At 52.5% G+C, this 24,098-nt stretch carries 21 protein-coding genes; 9 read left to right on the top strand and 12 right to left on the bottom strand.

The window, feature by feature from the left end:
• The first annotated feature begins 1,011 nt into the window (after positions 1 to 1,011).
• From MT343_RS18590 to MT343_RS18575, 4 genes are all read left to right on the top strand, one after another.
• A complete protein-coding gene (locus tag MT343_RS18590) occupies positions 1,012 to 1,542 on the top strand; it encodes a hypothetical protein (protein ID WP_145467661.1) in 531 nt (176 codons plus the stop codon).
• A gap of 77 nt (positions 1,543 to 1,619) precedes the next feature.
• A complete protein-coding gene (locus tag MT343_RS18585) occupies positions 1,620 to 1,865 on the top strand; it encodes a DUF2442 domain-containing protein (RefSeq protein WP_145467663.1) in 246 nt (81 codons plus the stop codon).
• A 262-nt stretch (positions 1,866 to 2,127) separates the two neighbouring features.
• Positions 2,128 to 2,439, top strand: coding sequence for a DUF3817 domain-containing protein (locus MT343_RS18580; protein ID WP_145467665.1), 312 nt, complete (start codon positions 2,128 to 2,130; stop codon positions 2,437 to 2,439).
• A 166-nt stretch (positions 2,440 to 2,605) separates the two neighbouring features.
• Positions 2,606 to 2,854, top strand: coding sequence for a DUF3297 family protein (locus tag MT343_RS18575; protein WP_145467667.1), 249 nt, complete (start codon positions 2,606 to 2,608; stop codon positions 2,852 to 2,854).
• A gap of 126 nt (positions 2,855 to 2,980) precedes the next feature.
• On the opposite strand, the gene MT343_RS18570 is transcribed toward MT343_RS18575, so the two are convergent.
• From MT343_RS18570 to rpiA, 8 genes are all read right to left on the bottom strand, one after another.
• On the bottom strand, positions 2,981 to 6,088 hold the full coding sequence (locus MT343_RS18570; protein WP_186435832.1) for an efflux RND transporter permease subunit: 3,108 nt from the start codon (positions 6,086 to 6,088) through the stop codon (positions 2,981 to 2,983).
• A gap of 7 nt (positions 6,089 to 6,095) precedes the next feature.
• Positions 6,096 to 7,274, bottom strand: coding sequence for an efflux RND transporter periplasmic adaptor subunit (locus tag MT343_RS18565; protein WP_145467671.1), 1,179 nt, complete (start codon positions 7,272 to 7,274; stop codon positions 6,096 to 6,098).
• A complete protein-coding gene (locus MT343_RS18560) occupies positions 7,267 to 8,226 on the bottom strand; it encodes a hypothetical protein (protein WP_145467673.1) in 960 nt (319 codons plus the stop codon). Before MT343_RS18560 ends, MT343_RS18565 begins: the two co-directional genes overlap by 8 nt.
• A 10-nt stretch (positions 8,227 to 8,236) precedes the next feature.
• Entirely contained in the window at positions 8,237 to 9,328 is a 1,092-nt protein-coding gene (locus MT343_RS18555) for a GNAT family N-acetyltransferase (RefSeq protein WP_145467675.1), read from the bottom strand.
• Positions 9,325 to 10,962 (bottom strand): GH3 family domain-containing protein, encoded by a 1,638-nt coding sequence (locus MT343_RS18550; protein WP_145467677.1) that lies wholly within the window; start codon positions 10,960 to 10,962, stop codon positions 9,325 to 9,327. The genes MT343_RS18555 and MT343_RS18550 overlap by 4 nt, the downstream gene beginning before the upstream one ends.
• Positions 10,963 to 10,971: 9 nt before the next feature.
• Positions 10,972 to 11,715, bottom strand: a complete 744-nt coding sequence (locus tag MT343_RS18545; RefSeq protein WP_145467679.1) for a hypothetical protein — start codon at positions 11,713 to 11,715, stop codon at positions 10,972 to 10,974.
• Positions 11,716 to 12,211: 496 nt separating this feature from the next.
• Positions 12,212 to 15,025 carry an intermembrane phospholipid transport protein YdbH family protein gene (locus MT343_RS18540; RefSeq protein WP_243989434.1) on the bottom strand — a complete coding sequence of 938 codons (2,814 nt, stop codon included), beginning with the start codon at positions 15,023 to 15,025 and terminating at the stop codon, positions 12,212 to 12,214.
• A gap of 11 nt (positions 15,026 to 15,036) precedes the next feature.
• The gene (rpiA, locus tag MT343_RS18535; protein WP_145467683.1) at positions 15,037 to 15,711 is read right to left on the bottom strand and encodes a ribose-5-phosphate isomerase RpiA; all 675 of its coding nucleotides are present in this window, start codon (positions 15,709 to 15,711) and stop codon (positions 15,037 to 15,039) included.
• A gap of 119 nt (positions 15,712 to 15,830) precedes the next feature.
• On the opposite strand from rpiA, the gene ilvA reads away from it, so the two are divergent.
• The 3 genes from ilvA to MT343_RS18520 all read left to right on the top strand — a co-directional run bounded on the left by ilvA (position 15,831) and on the right by MT343_RS18520 (position 19,115).
• Positions 15,831 to 17,348: a threonine ammonia-lyase, biosynthetic gene (ilvA, locus tag MT343_RS18530; protein ID WP_145467685.1), complete on the top strand. Its 1,518-nt coding sequence runs from the start codon at positions 15,831 to 15,833 to the stop codon at positions 17,346 to 17,348.
• 178 nt (positions 17,349 to 17,526) lie between these two features.
• Positions 17,527 to 18,243 carry a 1-acylglycerol-3-phosphate O-acyltransferase gene (locus tag MT343_RS18525; protein WP_145467687.1) on the top strand — a complete coding sequence of 239 codons (717 nt, stop codon included), beginning with the start codon at positions 17,527 to 17,529 and terminating at the stop codon, positions 18,241 to 18,243.
• 68 nt (positions 18,244 to 18,311) lie between these two features.
• The gene (locus MT343_RS18520; protein WP_145467689.1) at positions 18,312 to 19,115 is read left to right on the top strand and encodes a substrate-binding periplasmic protein; all 804 of its coding nucleotides are present in this window, start codon (positions 18,312 to 18,314) and stop codon (positions 19,113 to 19,115) included.
• A gap of 12 nt (positions 19,116 to 19,127) precedes the next feature.
• On the opposite strand, the gene MT343_RS18515 is transcribed toward MT343_RS18520, so the two are convergent.
• The 3 genes from MT343_RS18515 to smrA form a co-directional block, all read right to left on the bottom strand.
• Complete coding sequence (locus MT343_RS18515) at positions 19,128 to 19,463, bottom strand: ribbon-helix-helix domain-containing protein (protein ID WP_145467691.1); 336 nt, start codon at positions 19,461 to 19,463, stop codon at positions 19,128 to 19,130.
• Positions 19,464 to 19,573: 110 nt separating this feature from the next.
• Complete coding sequence (locus MT343_RS18510; RefSeq protein ID WP_145467693.1) at positions 19,574 to 20,134, bottom strand: DJ-1/PfpI family protein; 561 nt, start codon at positions 20,132 to 20,134, stop codon at positions 19,574 to 19,576.
• 95 nt (positions 20,135 to 20,229) lie between these two features.
• On the bottom strand, positions 20,230 to 20,829 hold the full coding sequence (gene smrA, locus MT343_RS18505; RefSeq protein ID WP_145467695.1) for a DNA endonuclease SmrA: 600 nt from the start codon (positions 20,827 to 20,829) through the stop codon (positions 20,230 to 20,232).
• A 183-nt stretch (positions 20,830 to 21,012) separates the two neighbouring features.
• On the opposite strand from smrA, the gene MT343_RS18500 reads away from it, so the two are divergent.
• Positions 21,013 to 21,639: a hypothetical protein gene (locus MT343_RS18500; RefSeq protein WP_243989433.1), complete on the top strand. Its 627-nt coding sequence runs from the start codon at positions 21,013 to 21,015 to the stop codon at positions 21,637 to 21,639.
• A 75-nt stretch (positions 21,640 to 21,714) separates the two neighbouring features.
• Here the strand turns inward: MT343_RS18500 and MT343_RS18495 are convergent, their stop codons facing one another.
• Complete coding sequence (locus MT343_RS18495; protein ID WP_145467699.1) at positions 21,715 to 22,473, bottom strand: DUF481 domain-containing protein; 759 nt, start codon at positions 22,471 to 22,473, stop codon at positions 21,715 to 21,717.
• Between the two features lie 179 nt (positions 22,474 to 22,652).
• Here MT343_RS18495 and MT343_RS18490 point away from each other — a divergent pair, with 179 nt between their 5' ends.
• Positions 22,653 to 23,987, top strand: coding sequence for an MATE family efflux transporter (locus MT343_RS18490; RefSeq protein WP_145467701.1), 1,335 nt, complete (start codon positions 22,653 to 22,655; stop codon positions 23,985 to 23,987).
• Positions 23,988 to 24,098 lie beyond the last annotated feature (111 nt).

The following is a 24,098-nucleotide window of genomic DNA, read 5'->3' as shown; positions in this document are numbered from 1 at the left end:
TTAACACCGGTTGGGATGAGCGGCGCTTTCCGGCTCAGGCATGCTTTACATTCGTGCTTGCCCGCCTTGCCGGAGGATAGTAAGTTAAACATCAAATGCATCAACAGCTTGCAGATATGGTTTAAAAGCTGAAGGGTTAATGCAGCTGCGTAGAAAACCTAAGTTAACAGGCGTGCACGTTTCCAAAAAGGATTTTCGAGATATGGATGATTTCTCAGTGGGGTCAATAGGTTGCGCGGGGTTTCTCGAAAGAGTCGCCCGGGATAAGTGCGCAAGCACACTAATACACCGTTATAACTCTTTATGAAATGGATTCTCTTAATACTACTGGTCGGATTGATTCGGGGCGTTTTACTTCCTGATTACAGATGGCAGCCAAGCATATGGCTAATCCCGTTCGCCACACCGATAGTTCTGTCAGCATTGGCTGTTTATCTGGCTAGCACAAAGCACCTCGGTAAAGGTGTTGCTATAACTACAGCACTTTTGTCGCTATTGATGTCTACCTGCATTGGGGGGCTAGTCTATGGAGTTTCAGTTGGTTTTCACTATGTCACTGAAGATACAGAGTCACAGGCAGTTCTCTTGGCCACTATAGGTATACAGCTGATCACTTACATCGTTGCCACATTGTTATTTAGTTACTTGGCAACGCGTTATAACAAAAAAAGAAGCGGACGCAGTAAACTGCGGCATTGTGTTGAGCGTTAGGGGCTACCGTGATTTCTGAGTATTGGCGCAATTTTATTACTATTAATGATATAATCGGTTGTGACTTTGAAGTTTCTGAAGAAGACGACTTATCTGAGTTTTGCGCTATATGCTCGGAAAGCAAATAGCGGAAAGAAAATAGGAAATATACAGGCGCTCTAATTATTCAGGTTGTGTTGGGCAGATCACGGATTCGATAAATGGCCGCTTACCTGCCGCCGGAAAAATGCTAAAGTCCGGCATACCTGTATCAGGTCATTTTTATATCAATAACTTCCTCAGGAAATCAAGAGGCTATTTATGTCTGGAAAAGTTAACAAGGAATTCTGGTTGGGCCAGTTATTTACTTTATTAGCGACGGTGGTTGGTGTTTATCTGGCAGCCAATTCCGGTTTTGAAAAAGCCATCGAATTTGAAAATCTGCAACATCAGCGGGATGTTTACCATGTGCAGCAGTCGTTGCTGGGAGAAATGCAGGTGAATACCGAACGTTTACAAAGCTGGGTCGATGAATTTGATAAGGCACCACAGAGTAACAGTATGAGTATGCAGCCCGATAAATATCAGCTGGATACGTTTTTCTGGAATGCTGCCCAGGAAGGGTCTGCAATTTTTGAAATGCCACATCAGTACGTCAGTGGTATTTCGGCTTTTTACCAGCGTGCAGAATATCTGCGCAGCCAGCTGTTGTCCGGTAACCCGTTTGAAGCACCGAAAGCTTCGGAAAAACTGCGCCAGTTAACCACTGAAACCCGCATTCAGTTATTAAAAAATATTCAGCAACATATAACAGAACAAAAGCAACAGTTACAGAAAACCGGGTTAATCTGATGCTATTGGGAGTGACCCCGCCAGTTAAAATTTACCGGACTTTTTAAGCCCGACTGAAATTTCAAGGAAAGTAATAAATGCCAGAGCTATCAGTGCTTAAAGCTACACATGTTACGGGTCATATTCTAGAAATTGAGTTTAGTGATAATCATGTTTCGGTAGTTGATTTTGCTCCATTTATCTTTAGTGATGGCCATCCTGATTACGATGTATATAAAGACATCTCTCGCTTTGTGCAGTTTGATTTGCTTGATGGAAACTTAAACTGGGATGACTACACAATGATCTTTCCTGTTGAACATCTATACGAAAATAAGTTGTAGGGTGTGTTTATAACGAACTGTTTGAGAGTGATTCGCAACGAGTAGAATTTTTTGTATGTGTCGGGTTGAGTGATTAAGGCTCTGTGCGGTAGTTTTTGTAACGCGTGCATGCACCCGTTAACGCGGTGCTGGGCCTTTCCAGATTTACCAAACATTACACCTTTGGCCCTATTGTTTATTGCCTCGGCTTCCGGGCCTTGCTACCTTCGCCGGCCAATGTGGTGCTATACCGCCTTACTGTCCATATCTGAGTGAATATCGCATGTTAAAGCTGTTCAGGATTTCAAGCCTGCTGGAAGGCGTCTCTTATCTGGTTATTCTGTGTGTAACGCTGGGCGTGATCAGCCGGGATTTCGTTTACGTGCTCGGGATGACGCACGGTGTGCTGTTTATGCTGTACTTTGTTCTTTCGCTGGCGGCTTCCCATAAGCAGGGCTGGTCGGTGATTACCTGGCTGCTGGTGTTGCTGGCGTCGCTGATTCCTTTTGCCTTTATTCCGGTTGAGCTGTTTGTCCGCAAAGAGCTGTTAAAGAATGAGCAGGCTGCCGCTACCGACCCGGCACTGGGCGCCTGATGTTCTTACTGTCCGGGGCTGTGTCCTGCTTATAGCGAGACACAGTCACGGAGTCTGTCAGGGGCTGGCAGGTCTGTGTGCCGATGAAAATACCCGTCAGCCAGATTGAGTCGCTAACCTGCCTTGTCTACAATGGGGCACTTTTTTCTGATGTCAGGTTATAAACATGAGTGACACTAACGCCAAGCCGGCTTTGCCGGATCATCTCTCGGGTAATCCACGCAGCCCACATCACGTTGCTGAGTGTTTTGAGCACGATATTGGTATCCGCCTGAATGGTAAGGAACGTACCGACGTTGAAGAATACTGCATCAGCGAAGGCTGGGTAAAAATCCCTTCCCCTAAGGCAAAAGACCGTTTTGGCCGTCCTATTCTTATTAAACTGAAAGGCGAAGTTGAAGCCTTTTATAAGTAAGTATTTTCCGGGATTTTCTGTAAGTTCTTTCTCTGAGTACCTGCTGTAAATCCTAAGACGCAAAGCACAGGCTTCAGCTCTGTGCTTTGCGTTTTCCCACAAAATCTCCCGTTATTTTTTTATCTGTCATCCTGCCTGTGCCGCGGTGGCGGCTTCTTTTGCGTTTGGTTGCTTAAACACTGCGCATAATGCCGGCACCAGCAGCAGGCTGATGATGGTTGCGAACAGTACGCCGAACCCTAAAGAAGCCGCCATAGGTATCAGCAGTTTTGCCTGAATGCTGGTTTCGCTCAGTAAGGGTAATACTCCGGCAAAGGTTGTCAGCGAGGTCAGAAGAATCGGCCGGAAACGGCTGCTGCAGGCCTGTAGTAATGCTTCTGCTATTGGCAGCTTTTGCGCTTTTAACTGATTAAGCCGGTCGAGCAGCACCAGATTATCGTTTACCACCACACCGCTGACGGCGACCATGCCGACATACGACCACAGGGTCAGGTCGAGCCCCAGTATCAGGTGTCCGACGACCGCACCGAGTAAACCAAAAGGAATGGCAAACAGTACCAGCAAAGGCTGGGCATAAGATGCAAAGAGTACGGCCATCAGCAGATACATCACGATAATGGCGAGCAGATAATACTGCGCCAGTAAGTCGAGAAAAAACTGTACCGCGCGCTGATAACCGCCCACATCCCAGCGCACACCGGGCAGGTCGTGCAGCAGGTTTTGTACGGCGCCCTGCTGCAGGGTCTTTTTAATTCTCTCGGCATTATTCTGGCTGGGGTCGACATAGGCTGAAACCATAACCACAGGTTCACGCATAAAATGGCGAATATAAGGGTTAACCGCCTGCTGGCTGTGTGTGGCTATATATTTCAGCGCGACCATCTGGCCGGGTGCGGTTTCGACCGGCAGGTTATCCAGATACCAGGCGGATGCACGTTCTTCTGCATTCAGGCTGGTGCGTACTTCCACCTCGTCATCGTTGTCGTAAAAACGCTGAATAGTGGTGCCATAAAACGCCTGATTAACCTGTTGCAGAACCGGGCCGCGGTTGATGCCTGCGGAAATGGCTTCGTCGGTTAAGCGGATATCCAGTTGCTGGGCATTGTTATCCGGCTGACGCTGCAGGCTGTAAATACCGGAAAAGCGCTGCAGATAATCACTCAGGCGTTGTGCTGCAGTATTTAATGCCTGCTGATCGCTGCCGGAAAATTCAATCTGAATATCGGCCTTGGAAGGGTTTACCGTGGCGCTGTATTCCACGTTATCGACACCGGTTATGGCACCGCTTTCAGCCCGCCACCAACGGATCATATCCTGGCCGCTGAAAGCCCGGCTGTTTGCCGCCGGTAATTCCAGCATTATCAGCCCGGTATGGTCGGCACGGGCATAGACTTTCTGATTCGATGGCAGGGTATTGGGCGCGACCACCTGATAAATCCGACGGATCATTTCACCTTCGGCATAACCCGCGCTGGTTTCGACTTTACGGGCGGCAACCGCGAGCTGCTGCAGTGCCTTTTGGGTTGCCTCGCGTGGCGATCCTTGCGGAAAAGTAACTTTGGCTGTGACGACATTACCTTCTATTTCGGAAAACAATGCCGATTTAATCCAGCCCTGACTAATCAGTAATAACGTCAGTATAAAAGCGGCGGTAAAGGTGGCTATAACCGGGTAAGGGTTGTGCACAATCCGCCGTAGCAGAGGCAGATAATAATGTCCGACAACCTGCTGTAAAAAGCGGCTGAAGTATTGCTGCAGGCGATGGGGCTTTGTCGCATTGGCAGGCGTATGGCTGAGATGCGCGGGCAGAATACAGAGCGACTCAAATAACGAAAATAACAGTGTGGTAATAACCACAATGGGGACTGCTTTTATCAGCATGCCTTCAGGGCCGGGGAGAAACAGCAGCGGCATAAAAGCAACCAGCGTGGTAATCACCGAAAATAATACCGGCTTATAAACATCCAGTGTGCCGGACAACGCTGCCTGTGTGCCATGCTCGCCAAGTTCCTGGCGGGCGAAAACAGCTTCGCCGACAACGACGGCATCATCAACCACAATGCCGAGCACCAGAATAAAAGCAAACAGCGAAATAAAATTAACCGATGTTGATGTCAGCGGCAGAACAAACAGAGTGCCAACAAAGGATACCAGAATGCCCATGCTGACCCAGAACGACAGTCGTGCATTCAGAAATAACAACAGCACAATAAATAACAGCAATAAACCACTGAGGGCATTGTCCAGCAGCAGGTTTAAACGCTCGCTGAAATTAACCGCTTCGTCCTGCCAGACGTAGTAACTGATATTGGCACTGGCCGGGTGTTGTTGCAGATAGGTATTTACCGCCTCCGATATAGCGGTAATGTCATCGTTGCCACTGCGGTAAATATCCAGCGCCAGAGCGGGTTTACCATTCAGCAGCGCCAGTGCTGTGGCATCGGTACGGGTATCCTGAATGCTGGCAACATCGGCCAGGCGCAGGCGGTTACCGGCGCCATCGCTGGCAATCAATAAGTGCTCATAATCACTGGCAGAACGGAAATCACGGTCATTACCAATCAGTATGTCACCGTCGCCGGTTTCCAGCAGGCCTCCGGCTGCCGGTGCTGCCTGTTGGATCAGCTGGCGGTTGATCTGTTGCAGCTGCAGTGGGTAGCGGTAAAGGTCGGCCAGCGAAAACTGAATGCGTATTTCGGGCTTTTCCCGGTCCTGAATTTCCGCTGTTGAAACGGCGGGTAAGGCCAGCAGCTCACGACGTAAATTTTGTGCGCTGCTGAGCAGGTTGGCATAGCTTTCATCACCGCTGACAATAATACGCAGCGCGCGGTTACGTACCTGCAGAATCTGAATATCGGGCGCTTCGGCCTGTGCGGGCAGCAACGCCGGGTCTGCAAGGCGGCTGCGGATTTCGGCCAGCAGAGCATTGGCATCGTAGCCTTCGGCGATATCCAGCGTAAGGCTGCATAAACCGGGATACGACCAGGAAATTAATTCTTCGCCACCGGCAATATTGTGGATAGCATTTTCCAGTGGTGTGCAGAGTGATTGTTCTGTGGTGCTGACCGAGGCGCCGGGGTAGAGCACCTGAATACTGATGCGGTCGAGTTCAACATTGGGAATTAATTCCTGCTGCAGGCGCGGTACGGCCAGCAGTCCCAGAACCAGAATACAGAGCATGACCAGATTAGCGGCCACGCGATGGGTGATAAACCAGCGGATTACTGCACTCATGGCTGCCTCATTCTCCGGCCGCCGTGGCCAGTTGCTCTCTGCTGCCGGTATTAACCGGAATAATCTGGCTGCCGGGCAGCAGGGCGTGACGGCTGCTGTTAACCAGCAGAACCGGCGTTGAAAATTCATTGCGCAGATACAGCTGATCTTTACCCGCATACAGAAGCTTGGCATTTACATCGTGCAGCTGGTGTTGCTGATCAACCATTAATAAATGATTACCGGCCTGCAGAGCTGAGCGTGGAATACGACTGATTCCGGTAATGACCGGACTGAGAATTTCGGCTTCAACAAAGGTGCCGGGCAACAGTGGCGTTATATCCGCAGAATATAGTGGCCGGGCCAGCAGAATAATTTGCTGAAAGGCATCACGGCCGGCTTCGCTGCCGGTAATTTGCGCTGGTATTTTTGTACCGCCTGCTGTTGTCAGGGTGACTGCCAGCGATGGATTTTCTGTACCCGGACGGATGCCTAATAACTGTGCTTCATGATCGCTGACCGGCAAGCGGATTTCCTGCCAGTTATCGTCATAAATAACACCCAGAACCATCGCCGGAGAAACCTGTTGCCCCGGTTGTATTGTGGCACGGGCAATACGTCCGCTGACCGCCGCATATATACGTGTGTCACTCAGTTGCTGTTGTGCGTATTGCAGAGCGGCGCGGGCCGCAGCAACCTGGCTGTTGGCCATGCGCAGATGCGGAATATAACGGGCAAAATCATTTTCGCTGGCCTGCTGGCGTGCCACTTCAGCCTGAGCGCGGATTTCTTCCAGCTGCAGCAGGCGGCTGTCGAGGTTGGCCTGGTGCTGGCGAACCTCCAGCTCGTAAGGTGCAGCATCAATACTCAGCAGCAGTTCGCCCTGTTGTACCTGCTGACCATTAATAAAATGCTCGCTGACGTATTGCACCTGCCCCTGCACCTGACTGCTCAGGTAAAACTCCCGCGCCATACGGACATGACCCTGGCTGTGTACCGGAATGGTTATATCCTGCGCGACAACGCTGATAACCGGTACGCTTGGTGCCATGCTGGCAGGCGTTTGTGTGGCCGGCAGCGGTGCCTGTAGTACCAATAATGCTGCGATTAATAACAGGGCCAGAACCGCGGTCAGCCAGACTGCAATATGGCGGATCTTGTGCGGTCGTCTGTTATCTGTGCTGCTGGCAGAAAATACATCAGGCATAACTCAGCTCCTGCAATGACTGTTGCCACAGCTGCAGGCAGCGCTGCTGTGTTTCCTGCGCCAGAGCAATTGAAGGGTGAAATTTAAGTGCCAGTGTCAGTTGCCCGTTGCACTCAGTCACGCCGGTGGCAATCGGATAATTCGCGCTGCCGGCACCACAGACACCAACAACACTGTGCGGATGCTGTGGCAGTGACCAGTCTCCCAGATAACTGAATGAGCCGAGATAAAACTGCGAACCGCTGATGCGCCGGTAAATAAAGCGCACCCCGGTTTTACCAATCCAGCGGCCAATATGAGCCATCTTCCATAACCACCAATGTTCTCTGGCGACCAGCTTTGCTTTTACCTGTGCATGAATGTGTCCGGCACTGCTGTGTTCGTCCAGTGCCAGATAAAAACCGGATGATAAATTACTCTGTTCCGGCCCGCTGACAGCGCCACGGACATTTACCGGATAAAACCACCAGGCGCGGCTTCCCGGTTGCAGGCAGACGGAAAAAATAACCTTATTCAGACTGGCGAAGGTAAGGCTTGCCAGAGAGACTCCCCGTGCAGCAGCCACTGTTTTTAAGCGGCTGACGGTGGTTGTGTTAAGCACGGTAAATTCAGGTTCTGTAACAGCCCTGGCTGTTTCGCCGGCTTTTGTTGCACTGGCTTTTTTCCAGTGTACGGTTTTCGGTGTGCGGTCTTTGCGTTGCCGCCGTACCTTATTCAGGGTTTGCCAGAAACCGGGCTCGGTCAGGTCGCGGCAGCGTGGCAGTGAACTGGCCGGATAGCCCAGTTGCTCGCGTACATTAGCCAGCATACCAATGCCATCGGTATCGCGGTGGCGGAAATGATGCCACTGCGTCTGCTGCTCCTGACTGTTGTGTATAAAACAGTGAATACGGTCGGAAATTCCTTGTTCTTCCCGTACTTCGTACCACTGGGCAATATAATCTTTGCGCATAAATTCCCTGTTAAAGACGGCTGATTTCCGGATATTGCAGGCGGGTTAAATCCAGCTTCTGCACCAGTTCTGGTTGATAGGTAGCAATAAAATTCCGGCTTTTTAAGGCGTGCCCGGGATGCCGGCGGACGATTTTTAACAGCGGGTCACGGCTGTCAAAACCACAGGCCAGAGCCAGGGCGTTACGTTGCTGTGCTGTTTTCCGCAGGGTGCGTAATAACCGCGCAAAGCGCCCGGGATCATTATTTTTAACCACCACGCTGTGCAGCATCTGATAATGATTGAGCGAATTAACGGCAGGTAATGCCAGGTGTCCGGTCAGCCAGGTAAGGCTGTTATAGAATGGCCGCAAATGATGCAGTAGCGGTGCGTAGCCACTGATCCGGGTCTGTTTAAAATCCTTCTGATCCCACAGACCAGCCAGCGCCGTAATTTCCCCATGCTCACGCAGAATAAAAAAATCACTGATTTTAATATTGCGGTAGTACGGATCATCGCTGCCGATACGCGAGAAATCGTAACAGGGGTAAAATTGTTTACTGGCAGCTTCGCGGTCAAAAAATGCCTGCATCTCGGCAATATCTTCCGTTCTGGCCGGATGGGTTAACGGATCATCCGCGATATTTTTTTTCCGCCGCAGGCTGATCAGCCAGGTGGTAAACATTCCGGCAGGAAGATATTGCGGCAGTGTATTGCGGCCGCTGCCAACGGTGCTCAGTGAGGCACGGTTTTCGTCGAGAATAACGGTCTGCATCCACTCGTTCTGCATTTGCTGACGATAGGTGCCGAATAAGCGGTACAGAGTACGGCCACCCTGAAAATCCGGGTGAATACGCAGATCACTGCCATAACGAACCGACGTTGGCTGGCCATTAATAAATACCCGGCGCTGGCCGATGCTGAACGTACCGATAATGCCATGACCGGGTTTTTCCATAACCCAGATTTCCGGTCGCTGGCTACTGACTGCCGCGGCATAAAAATAATCAGGATTACGCTCAAAGGTCAGACGGATACTTCCCTGTTGGGCGGTTGCGGCCAGCAGTTTCAGTAAGCCGGCCGAATCCTGAGTACAGGCCGGCCGGATGCAATAGCTGCTCACGCGATGGCTCCGCTTTCCGCCGGGCTGTCTTCCGGCAGAGTATTCAGCAACTCGCTGGCGGCAGGGCAAAGTAATAACGGTTCTACTTTAATATTGCCGGCCACCGCACCACACTGCAGCCGCAGGTGAGTATAAGTTGCCATGGCGTTGTCGCTGATGATTACGCGTGCCGGATTCAGCTGGCCGAGTTCGCGGGCGAGCTTATAGTGGAAATGTTCCTGCAATAAAGCTTCAAGCCGCTGCTGGGTTTCTGTCTGCAGCTCCTGACCACCACTGGCCAGCAGTACGTAGGTTGGACGGTGGTTACCCTGTTCCGCCGGTACGGCCAGTAATGACACCGGTTGCAGTGGCAGGGCGGCAGTCAGGGTACTGAATATATTCAGCACCGCTTGCGGAGACATTTTTTCGCCGACCATATCGGTGCCGGATAAGCGGCTGATAAAACGCAGGGTAGGGCATTGATTAATAAAACCATCAACCAGCAGCCGGTCTTTGGTGCGGTAACGTAACAGGCCGCTGGCGGTGGTAATCACCGGGCGAACCTGCATACCGGGCTCCAGTTCCCAGCTGAATAAAATCTGTTTGTTGGCCAGATTTTCAAACTCGTAGAAATGACTTTCCAGCGCCAGCGGATATTGCTGACCATAAGGAATGGTCACTACACCTTCGGTGGCCCATAAGCCTTTTCCCTGAAAATCACTGTGGCTGAATAACTGCTGCAGTTGTCTGGCCCAGGGTTCGGATGATGATGTATCCCAGGCGCTGATCAACGCCAGTTCAGGCCATAATTTCCGGGTGATGGTGGCGTTTATTCTGCCGTTCCAGTTACGCAGCAATGCAGCATTAATACGATTGCGCGGAGCGCTTAAATGTCCGAGGCTGGTTTGCTGTTCTCCCCAGCGACCCTGTTCCAGAACCTGGGCAACGGCCATGCGTTGCTGTCCTAATTGCTCGAGCAGGCTGAGCAGAAAGGTGGGGCTCCAGACAGACATCAGGGTGAGATCGCGGGCTGCGCATAAATAACAAAGCGATGCGAACAGTGATAATTCTGAGCTTGGTGCCAGCGACACCGCCTGCGGCACGGCCATGGTGCGGTTCATAAATAAACGCTTCCACCACGGCAGTAACTGCAGATCGTCATTAACGCTGTTGGCAACACTGCGTAATTCGCCCGGCACCCATGACAGTGACCAGTAATGCCGGCCTTTACGGATGGCGGGATAACGGCTGTACAGATCGGCCATCCACGGATTAATGGCCTGATCGAGTTCGCGCAGGAACTCCGGGGTATAGGGAATCCATTTAATCTGTGCTGTTGAGCCACTGGTTGGCTGATAACGCTGGCACGTCTCTGTCGTCAGAATAAATTCACCGGAACTGCGCTGGCGGTTAATGGCATACTGCCAGTCTTCATAATCGCTTAATGGTACTCGCTGGCGAAATTCTTCAACGTTGGTCGCCAGCGTAAGGCCGCGCTGATAACCGCTGTCTGAGCCGGATACAACCGCCATAATGTTCTGAAAGCGTGCCAGCTGCGCCGCTTTCAGTGCATGACTGGCGCGCATAAAACGTTGCTGACCATAGCGGCTCAGATGATAGGAAATCTGATGCAGTAAGCGGGTAGAAATATTCATAATGACTCCTTACTGCAGTGTGCTGCGCCGGCTGCCGAGCTGTTTACGGAAAAAGCCGATAAAGGTTCGGCTGCAGACTTCACCGACGCAGGGCAGCTCAGTACCGCGGCGCCAGGATGGATTGGTGTCATCAAAAAAGCGGATCTTTGCATTGGCTTCACGCATGCAATCCGTAATGTCGGCAACATCCCCTTTCAGGTGCTGGGAGTTATCACCAAAATCCAGCAGGCGATTATTACGGTCGTAATAATCGGGAAATAATTTTTCGCAGTACTGGTCGATAACACCGACCAGGCTTTTATCGCGGTTATGGTGATTGGGGTAATGGCGAACAAAGTTATTGGCCAGAAGCAGGTAGGTTTTATAACCCTTGGAAATCAGCAACCAGAAAACCCGGGTGCCGGGGCGGGTTAACTTCAGCTTCAGCATCCGTAATGCAAACGCCTGCTGCAGCGCTTTATTTCCCCAGTAATCTTTTTCCAGAATGGTATCTCCACTGAATACGCCAATGGCTTTTCCGTTGCCATAATTCAGCGCCACTTCGGTCCAGGTGCTGAAACCGACCACCCGGTTTCCGGCTTTTTCTGCCAGCAGAAATACACCGCTTTTACGGTTCATATCCTGGACAAAGGTTTCCAGATCGGTATTGGCGTAATAACGGGAAAATACCCGGTACATATCGCGCAGATGTTTAACTGAAATCTGCTCCAGTGGCAGAAAACGACAGGTTAATGCTCTTTTATTCTGAGTCATTGAAATCCATTCCTTATTCAGGGCAAAACAAATCCGCATCGCCGGATAGCGGCAATGTCAGGTCGGTTATTGTTTTATGCAATATAAGTACGATGGTGCCGTATATCGCGGAATGGCAGCGACTATTCGCGTTGTGGCAGAGTCTGGAATGCAGTCATAGAGATCACCGTGAGAATAAGTTTTTATAATTACCCGCTCTTATTGGCGGATTTAATATTATTTTTATTGTGGCCATTTTTATTCTGGCCTCTGAGGAATGCAGACACTCAGTTTTCGGGGCCTGTTAACCTGGATAAGTTCAGGCGCTCGGATTGAAACATAAGCGCGCTCTTTGGGTTAGTGCAATATATATTAAAAGAAATAGTTGGCACGAATTGCCCTTATATTTAAGGGTTTGTGGCTATTATATGGTACGGATGTTTTATGTTTTTAATAGATTTATAGGCAGACACAGGCAGATATAAAATATGCCTGATTATTTATTTTTGCGTTTTATTCATTGGTATTTTTCTTCAAGCCTGCTGATTACGTCCTGAGTAACGCGCAGGCTTTCCAGCAAATCCAGTAAGTTATATTCCAGATTCACATTCAGGTGCGTTGCCTGGCCGCCAAAGAAATCCGGATTTTTTCCCTGAAACTGCAAACCTAAATTCAGTGCGCCGTCGGGCTGGTACTGAATATTGGATTGCAGCTTGTCGTAGTTGAAGTTCTGCAGTAATTGCATGGCCAGGCCAACGGTCTGGTCAGATTGCTGCAGTGCGGCGGAGGTGGCGTTCTGGTAGCGGATAACGCCGCCGGGGTCGCGGGCAAATAAACTGCCGCCGGGAATCTGCGGGCCTTCTTTGGTTAAAACTATCGGCAGTACACCGTCGAGGGTGCCGGTTGCCTGAACTTCAGCCTTGGCTTCCAGCGCGGCTATCTGTGCCAGCTGAATATGCTCGAGTTCAATACCAAAGGCATTGATGTCTTTGCGTGTATCAAAGCGGATTAATGGAGTATGAACGCGGCCGCCGAGTACATCGGTGTGCATTTCATAAATCTCGGCCAGCGCATAAGAAAAATCGGCTGGTATACGCGTCTGGCTGCGCGCCAGTATGTCTTTTAATTCGATACCTGGGTTCAGGCTTTTGCCGCTGATCTGGGCGTCGAGTAAATAGTCACCGCTGAATGGCCGGCGCAGGGCGATTAGGGCATTCCATTGTTCAAGGCCGATGCTGTTGTCGTAAACGGCGCTGATATTGTCGCTGCGCAGCATCAGGTCGGGTTTGATCTGCCAGGTGTTAGCGGTTTGTTGCCAGTCAATCCAGCCTTGTCCGGCCAGTGCACCATTTAAAAATTCGAGTTTGGTCAGCGCCGTCATTTCCGGCAGGTTGAGTTTGTCCCAGTTGAGCGCCAGGTCATCGAGGTGCCACTGCATACTGCCACGCTGTTGCAGCAGATCATGCTGCAATTGCATCCGCAGGTGCAGTTGGTTAGCGGCGCCACTGAGCTGCAGCTCGCCGTTAAGTTGTTGCTGCGGCTTGCCGTTCTGCTGATCGTCCTGCAATGAATACAGCAGTTTTATCGGCCCTTTGGCGCTGAGATCGGGAACCGGCCAGCCCTGCCAGCGTGATTTGGCCAGTTGCAGGCTGATATCACACTGGCCGCTGAACACACTTTGCAGGGCAACCAGCAACGAGCTGCCGGGCGCTGGCTGACAGCTGAATTCGCTGGTCTGTAATTGCAGGAAGCTGTCTGCCCCGTGCTGTATGTGCCAGGGCTTAATGGTCATCCGCAGCGGGTCGCTGTGCAGGCTGCCGCTGCTGTTTGTGTTGTTGTTTGTGCTGTGCAGATTGCCATTGATATACAGCGTGGGCAGCAGCTGAAATTCCAGCATTGGTAATTGCCAGCCTTCGGGTTCTGTCAGCTGCAGCCTGTTGCTGATGCCGGGAATGCTGCTCAGCTGCCAGTCGCCACTGGCGTCGAGCAGGGCGATCAGTTCGCCCTGACTGTGCAGGCTTTGCAGTGGCAGAGCCGGATCTTTGGCACTGATATCAAGCGCCAGCGGCAGCACCAGGCTGAGAGCGCTGCCCTGTTGCCAGTTCAGCGCCGGGGTCAGGTTCAGGCTGGCGAGTAACTGCTCACTTTTTTTGCCGTGCAGCAGGTTCTTCAGCTGGCCTTCGGCTTCGCAGCTGCTGAGTTTGGCGTTGCAGTAGCCACTGAACTGCTGGCTGCTGCTGAGGGTAAACAACTGATCGCCGCCTGCCGCTGGCAGCAGATCGGTGAACTGCAGTTGCTGGTTGTTGCTCTGCAACTGCCATTGCCAGTCGGCGGCTGGGTTTTCTTTATTCAGGGTTAAGTGCCAGCTGCCGCTTTGCCAGTGCATATTGTCAGCCAGTTGCTGGCGGCGGGTATCGAAGCCGGCACTCAGGTTGATGCTCAGATCCTGTGGCAGGTAGGCGCTGTTGGGTAATTGCAGCCCGGCATTGAGTTGCATCCGGTTAAGGGGCAAGGGCAGCCCGCTGAGCTGAGGTAAGCGTTCACTCAGGGCGGCAAAGTCGAGGCGCTGATCCAGCGTCAGGCGGGTATTGTCGGCGTCCTGTTCAATATGGCCATACTGCTGCAACAGTAATTGGCTCTGTTCCGAAACCAGCAGCAGCCAGTCGCCACTGCGTTGTAATTGCAGTTCGATCTGCCACGGCAGCGGCAGATTATCCAGCTGAGCACTGCCATGAATACGCCACTGCTGCGGGGTCAGGCTGGCGCTGAGTTCGGCCACCGCGGCGGGATGTTGCAGCACAATATGGTCAATGCTGACCTGTTCCAGTGGCAGTTGCAGCCACTGGCTGAATTGTGGAATTTCCAGCAGCTGGTGCAACTGTTCACGTGCGGCATTACCGGCATTCTGTGCGGCTACCGCAGCGACTTTGCGCGCACTTTCATCGGGCAGGCTGACGTGTAATTCGGCAATACTGAGAGTTTTTAGCCGGCCCTGCAGTAATTGCGACGGGCGGTAGCGCAGATCAAAATCGGTGAGCTGAATCAGGCTGCCATCGGCCAGAGGCAGCTGCAGTTTAGTCAGCTGAAAACGCTGCCAGCTGAAAGTGTCGATCTGCACCACCACGCTGCTGCCAGGGGCGGCAGCATCGGCCAGCAGATCCGGCAACCAGCGGTTCAGGGCGGGTTTGAGCAGTGTCGGTAAGGCAGCCAGCAGGACAATAATAAGCACAATGGCGGCGAGCAGAATCAGCAGCAGGCGCGCCAGCAGTTTGGGCAGGCGGACAGACGTCAACCACCCCCGCAGGCGTGACAGCAATCCTTTGCCAGGCACGTGCATTGCCGTTATTTAGCCTTGATGGTCTGAACGCCGTTCTGGGTGCCAAGCAGCAATACGTCGGCCGGACGCAGGGCAAACAGACCGTTGGTGACTACACCGGTAATCTGGTTGATTTTGCTTTCCAGCTCGATGGCAGAGGCGATGCTGAAGTTATGCACATCCAGAATGCAGTTACCGTTATCGGTAATTACACCTTCGCGGTAAACCGGATCGCCGCCCAGCTTAACCAGTTCACGGGCCACATAAGAGCGTGCCATCGGAATCACTTCTACCGGCAGCGGGAAAGCGCCTAAGCGGTTCACCAGTTTGGTTTCATCGGCGATGCAGATAAATTCTTTGGCGACCGCAGCAACGATTTTTTCGCGGGTTAACGCTGCACCACCGCCTTTGATCATTTCCAGGTGCTCGTTGATTTCGTCGGCACCGTCGATATAAAAGTCGAGGTTGCTGACGCTGTTCAGGTCGTACACCGGAATACCGTGATCACGCAGACGCTGGGCTGAAGCTTCAGAACTGGCAACCGCACCGTCAAACAGGTGTTTGTGTTCGGCCAGGGCATCAATAAAGCAGTTGGCGGTAGAGCCTGTGCCAACACCGACAATGCTGTCGTCGTCGAGATGAGGGCGGATATAGTCGGCGGCGGCGATACCTGTGGCGCGTTTCAGTTCGTCTTGTGTCATGATGGCAGCTCGGGCTTATGATGTGTCAGATGCAGCGAATTATATGCGCTGATGCGTTACAATGCTCACCTCTGAGTGCTTCCCGCACCGATTTTTTCAGTCTGTTTGGAATCCCCGGCATGCTTAACGATTACCTGAAGAAAATTCTCGCCGCCCGCGTTTACGACGTTGCTGTCGAATCGCCGCTGCATATTGCCCCCTTCCTGAGCGAACGGCTGGGCAACCGAATTTGGGTAAAACGTGAAGATCAGCAGGCGGTGTACTCATTTAAGCTGCGTGGCGCCTACAACAAAGTGGTGCAGCTGACGGAAGAAGAAAAAGCCAAAGGGGTGGTGGCGGCATCCGCCGGCAACCACGCGCAGGGACTGGCACTGGCGGCACAGAAACTGGGCATTAAAGCTACCATCGTCATGCCGCGTACCACGCCCGATATTAAAGTGAAATCGGTTAAAGCCCGTGGTGCCAAAGTGGTACTGCAGGGCGATGCCTTTGATGATGCCTTTGCCTATTCGCAGAAGCTGGTTGAAGAAAAAGGCATGACTTACATCCATCCCTACGATGACCCGGAAGTGATTGCCGGTCAGGGCACTATTGGTATGGAAATCCTGCGTCAGCTCAGTGGCCCGGTGGATGCGATTTTTGTTCCGGTCGGTGGCGGTGGTCTGGCAGCCGGTGTGGCGGCTTATATCAAAGCGCTGCGCCCGGAAATTAAAGTGATTGGTGTTGAGAGCACCGAATCCGCTTGTCTGGCGGCCGCGCTGGCAGCGAAAAAGCGCGTTATTCTGCCCCAGGTTGGCATTTTTGCCGACGGTGTGGCCGTGGCCCAGATCGGTAAAAACACCTGGGAAATCTGTAAAGATCATATCGACGAAGTGATCACCTGTACGCCGGATGAAATCTGCGCCGCCATTAAAGATGTGTTCGACGATACCCGTGCGGTATGTGAACCAGCCGGTGCATTAAGCATTGCCGGCGTTAAAAAGTACGTTGAGCGTGAAGGTTGTGAAGGACAGAACCTGGTGGCGATTTTAAGCGGTGCCAACGTTAACTTTGATCGGCTGCGTTATATCTCGGAAGTTGCAGAAATCGGTGAAGGCCGGGAAATCATTCTGGCAGTGACCATTCCCGAGCAGCCTGGCAGCTTTCAGAAGTTCTGCAGCCTGATCGGCAAGCGCCCGATTACCGAATTTAATTACCGCTACAGCGATGACCATCAGGCGCAGATTTATGTCGGCGTTAAAGTTGGCGCTGAGCACGGTGCGCGTCAGGCATTGCTGGATGAACTGCACGGTGATAATTATCCGGTGCTGGATATTACCGACGATGAAATGGCCAAGTACCATATCCGCCATATGGTGGGTGGGCATGCGCCGGCAGCCGTTAATGATGAACGGGTTTACCGTTTCGAATTTCCGGAGCGTCCGGGTGCACTGCTTAATTTCCTGCGCAAGCTGGGCAAGCACTTTAATATATCGCTGTTCCATTACCGTAACCACGGTGCAGCTTATGGCCGTGTTCTGGTTGGCTTGCAGGTTGCTGATGACCGTCAGCAGCAGCTGCACAGTTTTCTGGAAGAGCTGGGCTATGGTTATTGGGATGAAACCGATAATACGGCCTACCAGCTGTTTCTGCGTTAACTGCTTCTGTGTTAATCAAGCGAGCGGGCATTCATGCCTGTTATTCACAGAATAATGGCATGCCGGCACCTTGCTGCCGGCCTGTCCTGTGAGAACAATAGCGTTTTTGCATCTGCTGTATGTGTCGCCCGGAGATGGAGCTCAGCGGCACCTATAAACAATAATAAGAGACTTCATCATGCTGTTTGTTTTTCGTGCTGTCGTATTAACCGGCTATTTTCTGTTTGGCTGCACGCTTGGTCTGGTGCTGTGCATCATTCGTCCTTTCCATCGTAATAATACCCGCGACTGCGCCAAGATATTTTCTTTCGGCCGCTGGCTGCTGAACATTGATATGAAAGTGCTTAATCAATCTCCGGTCGGTGATGGTCAGGCTATTTATGTCGGTAATCATCAGGACACTCTGGACGTTTTTATTTATCCCGGCATGCTGCCCGGTAATATCGCCATTTTAGGTAAAAGCAGTCTGCGTTTTATTCCGGTATTTGGTTTGTTGTTCTGGCTTGCTGGTAATATTTTTATTAACAGAACCAATAAAGCCAAAGCCTGGGAAACGATGGCCACAGTAGCGCGCACGGTAAAAAAACGCGGTTGTGCGGTTTACATTTTTCCGGAAGGTACCCGTTCGCGTGGTAAGGGATTATTACCCTTTAAAAGCGGTGCCTTTGCGCTTGCCATTGAAGCCGGTTTACCTGTTGTGCCAATGGTGTACAGCAGTACGCATAAAAATATTGATCTGCACCGCTTCCATAGTGGTAAAGTGTTGGCGCGTTATCTGGAACCGATCAGTACCGAGGGTATGGGTGAGGACGATGTGAAGCGCCTTGCAGAGATGACCCGCGAACGGATGGCGCAGGCAATCGATGCTCTGGATGCGGAGCTGGCAGTAAAGTAGCAGGCAATTAATTAGTGGCCGCCTATACTGAATCCGATCCCGGATATTTGTGTTGGGGTGTGCAACTCATGAAACAGATTGTTATGTTCTGGCTGGTAATGATTACCGGCATTTCCGCCAGTGCAGAACAGGACGCCTGCCATTTATTTACCGCCAGTGGTAATGCCGAATATCCGCCTTACCTGTGGCGGTCGCCGCAAAATCCCGAAGTGTTAACCGGTGCAATCTCCGGCTTCTTACACAAAGTTTCAAAACAACTCGATATAAAAATCGATCTGCAATACAGCGGTCCCTGGGGCCGGACTCAGGAAGAAGTTGCGGCCGGACGTATCGATTTTATTGCCGGTGCCTTTTATACCGATGCCCGCTCTGAGCGCATGGATTACCTGCGCCCCGCCTTTCAGCTGACCCGTACCGTGGTGTGGGTTAATAATGAAAAACCCTTTGAGTTTAACCGCTGGGAAGATTTAGTCGGCCGCCAGGGTGTTACTGTTATTCATAACAGCTTTGGTCAGGAGTTTGATGATTTTGCCCGCAAGCACCTCACCGTTCATCAGGTTGGCAGTCTGGAACAGGGACTGAAGATGCTGAATGGTCAGCGGGTTGATTATGTTTTGTATGAAGAGAATCCTGCCCGTGCCTACGCTGCGCGTAATGGCTATCTGAATATCCATCCATTAGCGCAGGAAATCAGCAGCGAGCCGCTGTATCTGACCCTGTCGAAAAAGTCGGCCTGTAATTCGCCGGAATTACGCGCGCAGATAGAGAATGTACTGGTGCAGGCAAAAGAAGAAAACTGGATGCCGCCGCTGCTGCAGCAGGCCCAGTATCTGTGGGCAGAGCAGCATCTGAAATCGGCCGATACCGAATAATGCCTGAAGCTCTCAGGATACCTTGCGTACCGTTTCCTGGTTATCGTTAATGGTGTCCTGATAGGCACTGGTGGTGAGTGTCAGACGCTGCCCCTGATTCAGGTGAGTCGTGCAGGCGACACGCAGTAAGGAAGTAAAGTTACCGGTTTCGCCGCGGCGCTCCAGCACTTCACGATAGATACGGGTAATAAAAGTACCCAGTGTCAGCCCGGCATCGGCAGCGATCTGCTCCAGCAATTGCCAGAAGACAGCCTCCAGACGAATACTGGTGACGACGCCATCGATACGGATGGAACGGGTCTTCAGTTCAAACAGTTCCGGTTCGGCACCTGAATAAATTTCACACATGGAAAGCTTCCTGAGGCAATCAGTCCGGTGCCCATTATGTCGCGCAAAGGAAAGTGATTGCACCCTCCTTTACGCGCAGTCAGCATCATGCCGATTCTGACAGGTACTGATTACTGCAGCAGGGCATTAAACTGCGCCAGCCACTGCGGGTGGGCAGGCCAGGCCGGAGCGGTAACGATGTTGCCGTCGGTAACAGCCTGATCGACGGCGATATCGGCATAGATGCCACCGGCCATGGTGACTTCCGGTGCACAGGCAGGGTAGGCCGAAATTTTGCGTTCGCGGATAACATCAGCAGCGGTCAGCAGCTGCGCGCCATGGCAAACCGCAGCAATGGGTTTGCCAGCGCTGGCGAAGTGTTTCACCAGTTCCAGCACGCGGCTGTTCAGGCGCAGGTATTCCGGCGCACGGCCACCGGGCAGCAGCAGGGCGTCGAATTCCTGTTCGTTAATGCTGGCGAAATCTGCATTCAGTACAAAATTATGGCCGGGCTTTTCGCTGTAGGTCTGGTCGCCTTCGAAGTCGTGGATCGCGGTACGGACACTGTCGCCGGACGCTTTATCCGGACATACCACGCTGACGCTGTGACCGACCATCTGCAATGCCTGAAACGGCACCATCAGTTCGTAATCTTCGACGTAATCGCCGGCAATAATGAGAATATTTGCCATGAGCGCTGCTCCGTATTGTTGTTGTGGAACAGCGAGTCTGGCGGATTGTAAGGAATATTGGGTAACAGCGGATTACTACAGCAGCAAGTGAGTGATCAGAGACGCCCTTTGCTGAACTGTTCGCGCGCGGCCTGTTTTTTCCGTTCGCTTTTACGCAGCAGTACGTAAAAAGCTCCGGCGCCGCCGTGATGGGGTTGCGCGGTGTGGTAGGCCTGAACTTCGTCCAGCTCCTCCAGCCAGTGCACCAGATAGCTTTTTAATACCGCCGGGTCGTTGATATTGCGGTCACCCTTGCCGGGCAGCACCAGCACACTGCGGATATCGTGCGCCATACAATCCTGAATAAAACGGTACAGCTCGCGCCGTGCTTCGTCGATGGTGCGGCGGTGCAGGTCGAGGCGGGCTTCTGTTTCATATTTACCCAGCCGCAGTTTGCGGAATACCCCATCCTGAATACCGGGACGTTTATAACCGATGACATCGTGCGGACCGACGCGTTTTACCTCGCTGGTCTGCAGGCGGTTACCATCCTGTTCTTCGGGCTGTTGCTGTGCCGCCTGACGGCGTGCCGCAGCACTGACCTGTGACGTCTCAGCCTTGCGCAGCTCGACCCGCTCTTTTGTTTGCAGTGGCTTAACGCCCTGCATTTCCTGCAGAAACAGCTGCTCTTCGGGATCGTTGTTGGTATCGCTCATGGTCTTCGTCGTACAGCAGAAATGCCCTATGATAACGAACATTCACGCCGTCCGTCTCGCGCCTGATAAGGGATTATATCCATGGTTTTCCTGTGACAATTCTTTGCAATGGCGGACACAACTTTGTGTGGCAATCCGTACACTGATAAGCGTACACATTGCCTGGCATTGCCAGAGGACCGAATGATGAAACAGACCCTAATCAAGGCCGTTGGTGCCGCCTGTACTTTGCTGCTGGCCAGTCAGGCGCTGGCCTTTGGTGGCAAGCACCGCGAAATAGACTGGGACGATGAGCTGGAACTGAGCGATGCCCAGGAAGAGCGCATCGACGAAATTGAAGACAGCTACGAAAGTAAATTCCGCGAGTTGCGTAAGGCCGACACGCCCCGCAGTGAGAACCGCGCCAAAGCACACGAACTGATGCAGGCGATGCGCGCTGAAATCCAGCAGGTGCTGACCCCCGAACAGCGTGAGCAGGCGCAGAGCTTAATGCGCGAGCAGCACGCCAAAATGCAGAAAAAACACGCTAAAGAACTGGCCCGTAAACTGGATCTGAGCGATGAGCAGAAAGATACTTTGCTGAAAGGCGTTAAAGAGCAGAAAGACAACTATCAGTGGCCGCTGGATCAGCCTCAGCGTGAAGCGGCGCGCCAGCACTTTGAACAACTGGTGCAAAGTGTGCTGACTGCCGAACAGCAGGAAAAATGGACGGCATTGAAAGAGAAGCAGATGCGCAAATGGCATCACCCGGATGAAGACGGCCTGGATGGCCATCATGGTCACCGTAAAGATAAAGACTGCGATAAATAATCCGGTTTTATCGGATACAAAAAGCCCGCGTAATAACGCGGGCTTTTTGTTATCTGCGGTGGCAGAACAATCCGATCAGAAGCTGTACACCAGAGTAACGCCAAACTCGGTATCGGTGTTTTCGCTTTCTGCCGGCACCTTATCAACGTACTTCACTTTATAGGTCAGCTTGGTGGCCAGGCTGCCGTTGATCTGACTTTTCAGACCGGTTTCTGATTTATAGATACTGTTGCTTTCGCCCAGTTCGGCACTGAATTCTTCAATAAACTCGACGCCTTTCTGAATGGTCCAGTGGTATCTGGCAACCAGACGGGCGATAACTTCTTCATTGATCTCATCTGTTTCTTTCAGCTTGTCGCGACGGTAACCGGGACCGGCTTCAAGGTCGAGTTCCATATTCTGTTCATGGATGGCGCGGTAACCGTAACCGGCGGATAACGTTGCCTGATACTCAAAGCCGCTGAAGCGGTCGCGTTCTTCGTCACCGACGATGGCGAGGTAAGAATGCTCACTGAAGTTACGGTCAAACTGAACGGTGCCGCGGTACTTTTCTTTTGAAGTAACGCCATCTTCTTTACTGGTCAGGGCATCCAGTTTGAGGCTGGAATCCCAGAGTTCACCATCGCGCTTAACAGCAAATTTACCGTTAATGCTGGAGGTATCGGTATTACCTGAGGTGCGGATGGTGCCCAGCTCGGCAGATCCCCCCCAGATCGGGAATTCCGGTGCTGCGGCAGCGTCTGCAGCAACGGCTTCTTCGGCGCTGGTCTGCATGGCGGACAGCAACAGCGGCAATACGGCGAATGATGAAACAATCAGGGCTTGGCGACGCATAGCATCCTCTCTGCGCAAAAAAACTTGCCGGCAGGTTAGCGACAGGGGGGGATCTGTGCAAGGGCAGGACGGGATAAAGGCCCGGCTGGCGGAACAGTGCGTAGCACAAAGCCAGCCTGTGCTTATGTGGTTTTAGTGTAGAGTGTGCGCAGAAAAACAATACGCATAAGGATGCCAGTGTGCGCCAAGCCATTCTCAGCGGCCCGGTTAACCGGACACTCTATAGCCTGACTCAGCCGATGGTGCTGGGCATTATGGCGGTCTTCTTTTTCAATATGGTCGATACCTGGTTTATCAGCCTGCTCGGCACCGAAAGTCTGGCAGCCGTGGGCTTTGCTATGCCGGTCACCATGCTGGTGATGAATCTGGCGATTGGTCTGGGCATTGCCATGTCCGCTTTAATTGCGCGCGCGGTGGGCGCCGATGACAACCTGCAGGCACAGCGTGCCGCGATGGCGGGCTTGCTGCTCAGTTTATTGCTGGGCGTGGTGATTGCCGTGGCGGGTTGGCTGAGCAATGACGCCCTGTTCCGTTTGCTCGGGGCCGGTGATGAGCTGTTGCCGGAAATCCGCCGCTTTATGGTGTTCTGGTGGCCCGGCGCCATCGTACTGCTGCTGATGATGATGCAGAACAGTGCCATGCGGGCAACCGGTAATACCAAGCTGCCATCGCAGATGATGATGGTGGCTGCGGTGCTGAATGCGTTACTCGATCCGCTGCTGATTTTTGGCTGGGGGCCATTGCCGGGAATGGGTATTGGTGGCGCGGCGCTGGCCAGTGCGCTGTGCTGGATTCTGGTGCTGCTGGTGATTATGACCCGCCAGCGCCGTGAAGGTTATATCAGCCGTCATGGCATGGGCTGGCACGATGTGCGGGTATTGTGGAAACGAATGCTGCAGCTGGGTGTTCCGGCGATGGTCACCAATATGATGGTGCCGGTAGCCGGTGCCATTCTGCTGGTGATGGTGGCGCCGCTGGGGCCGGAAGCCGTGGCTGGTTTTGGTGTCGGCATGCGTCTGGAGCCATTCGCCATCGTGGTCATTCTGGCACTGACTTCAACCTTACCGGTGTTTGTTGCGCAGAATCATGCCGCCGCTCAGTACGACCGTATCTGGCAGGCCCTGTACAGCAGCTTCCGTTTTCTGGCCTTGTGGCAGGGAGCGGTGTGTTTGATTTTCTGGGTTACGGGTCATTGGCTGGCGCAGCTGTTTTCCGCTGATCCGGCGGTGCAGCAGAGTATTGTCGAGTACGTACGCTGGCTGCCTCTGGGCTATGGCGGCATGGGTATTGTGCTGTGCGTGAATTCTGCGCTGAACTCCCTGCAGCGTACCCAGACCTCGATGGTGATTAACTTTGTCCGCCTGTTTGCCTTTTATGTGCCCGGCGCCTTTATTGGTGCAGATCTGGGTGGCTATCCGGGCCTGCTGATTGGCGCGGCGGCAGGTAATCTGCTGATGGGTGGATTGTTGCTGTGGCGGGTGCGGCATTATCAGCTGCAGTCGGCCGCTGCCTGAGGCCTGTTTAATCCGTGTGACCCGGCCTGATGTAATGACAGGCAAGCGCCGCTGGTTTATGCCTCTTTAAGGGGGCTGGTCACAGCAAGCTGTCGTATCTGGTCTAATCAG

The sequence above is a fragment of the Venatorbacter sp. C2-1 genome, from assembly GCF_022832715.1.
Classification (GTDB): domain Bacteria; phylum Pseudomonadota; class Gammaproteobacteria; order Pseudomonadales; family Oceanobacteraceae; genus Venatoribacter; species Venatoribacter alkanivorans.
This window is presented reverse-complemented; position numbering and strand designations above follow the sequence as displayed.

Bases quoted from the DNA above. Each gene is read 5' to 3' on its own strand.
- MT343_RS18590 (WP_145467661.1), top strand. From the start codon at position 1,012: ATGTCTGGAAAAGTTAACAAGGAATTCTGGTTGGGCCAGTTATTTACT.
- MT343_RS18585 (WP_145467663.1), top strand. From the start codon at position 1,620: ATGCCAGAGCTATCAGTGCTTAAAGCTACACATGTTACGGGTCATATT.
- MT343_RS18580 (WP_145467665.1), top strand. From the start codon at position 2,128: ATGTTAAAGCTGTTCAGGATTTCAAGCCTGCTGGAAGGCGTCTCTTAT.
- MT343_RS18575 (WP_145467667.1), top strand. From the start codon at position 2,606: ATGAGTGACACTAACGCCAAGCCGGCTTTGCCGGATCATCTCTCGGGT.
- MT343_RS18570 (WP_186435832.1), bottom strand. From the start codon at position 6,088: ATGAGTGCAGTAATCCGCTGGTTTATCACCCATCGCGTGGCCGCTAAT.
- MT343_RS18565 (WP_145467671.1), bottom strand. From the start codon at position 7,274: ATGCCTGATGTATTTTCTGCCAGCAGCACAGATAACAGACGACCGCAC.
- MT343_RS18560 (WP_145467673.1), bottom strand. From the start codon at position 8,226: ATGCGCAAAGATTATATTGCCCAGTGGTACGAAGTACGGGAAGAACAA.
- MT343_RS18550 (WP_145467677.1), bottom strand. From the start codon at position 10,962: ATGAATATTTCTACCCGCTTACTGCATCAGATTTCCTATCATCTGAGC.
- MT343_RS18545 (WP_145467679.1), bottom strand. From the start codon at position 11,715: ATGACTCAGAATAAAAGAGCATTAACCTGTCGTTTTCTGCCACTGGAG.
- rpiA (WP_145467683.1), bottom strand. From the start codon at position 15,711: ATGACACAAGACGAACTGAAACGCGCCACAGGTATCGCCGCCGCCGAC.
- ilvA (WP_145467685.1), top strand. From the start codon at position 15,831: ATGCTTAACGATTACCTGAAGAAAATTCTCGCCGCCCGCGTTTACGAC.
- MT343_RS18525 (WP_145467687.1), top strand. From the start codon at position 17,527: ATGCTGTTTGTTTTTCGTGCTGTCGTATTAACCGGCTATTTTCTGTTT.
- MT343_RS18520 (WP_145467689.1), top strand. From the start codon at position 18,312: ATGAAACAGATTGTTATGTTCTGGCTGGTAATGATTACCGGCATTTCC.
- MT343_RS18515 (WP_145467691.1), bottom strand. From the start codon at position 19,463: ATGTGTGAAATTTATTCAGGTGCCGAACCGGAACTGTTTGAACTGAAG.
- MT343_RS18510 (WP_145467693.1), bottom strand. From the start codon at position 20,134: ATGGCAAATATTCTCATTATTGCCGGCGATTACGTCGAAGATTACGAA.
- smrA (WP_145467695.1), bottom strand. From the start codon at position 20,829: ATGAGCGATACCAACAACGATCCCGAAGAGCAGCTGTTTCTGCAGGAA.
- MT343_RS18500 (WP_243989433.1), top strand. From the start codon at position 21,013: ATGATGAAACAGACCCTAATCAAGGCCGTTGGTGCCGCCTGTACTTTG.
- MT343_RS18495 (WP_145467699.1), bottom strand. From the start codon at position 22,473: ATGCGTCGCCAAGCCCTGATTGTTTCATCATTCGCCGTATTGCCGCTG.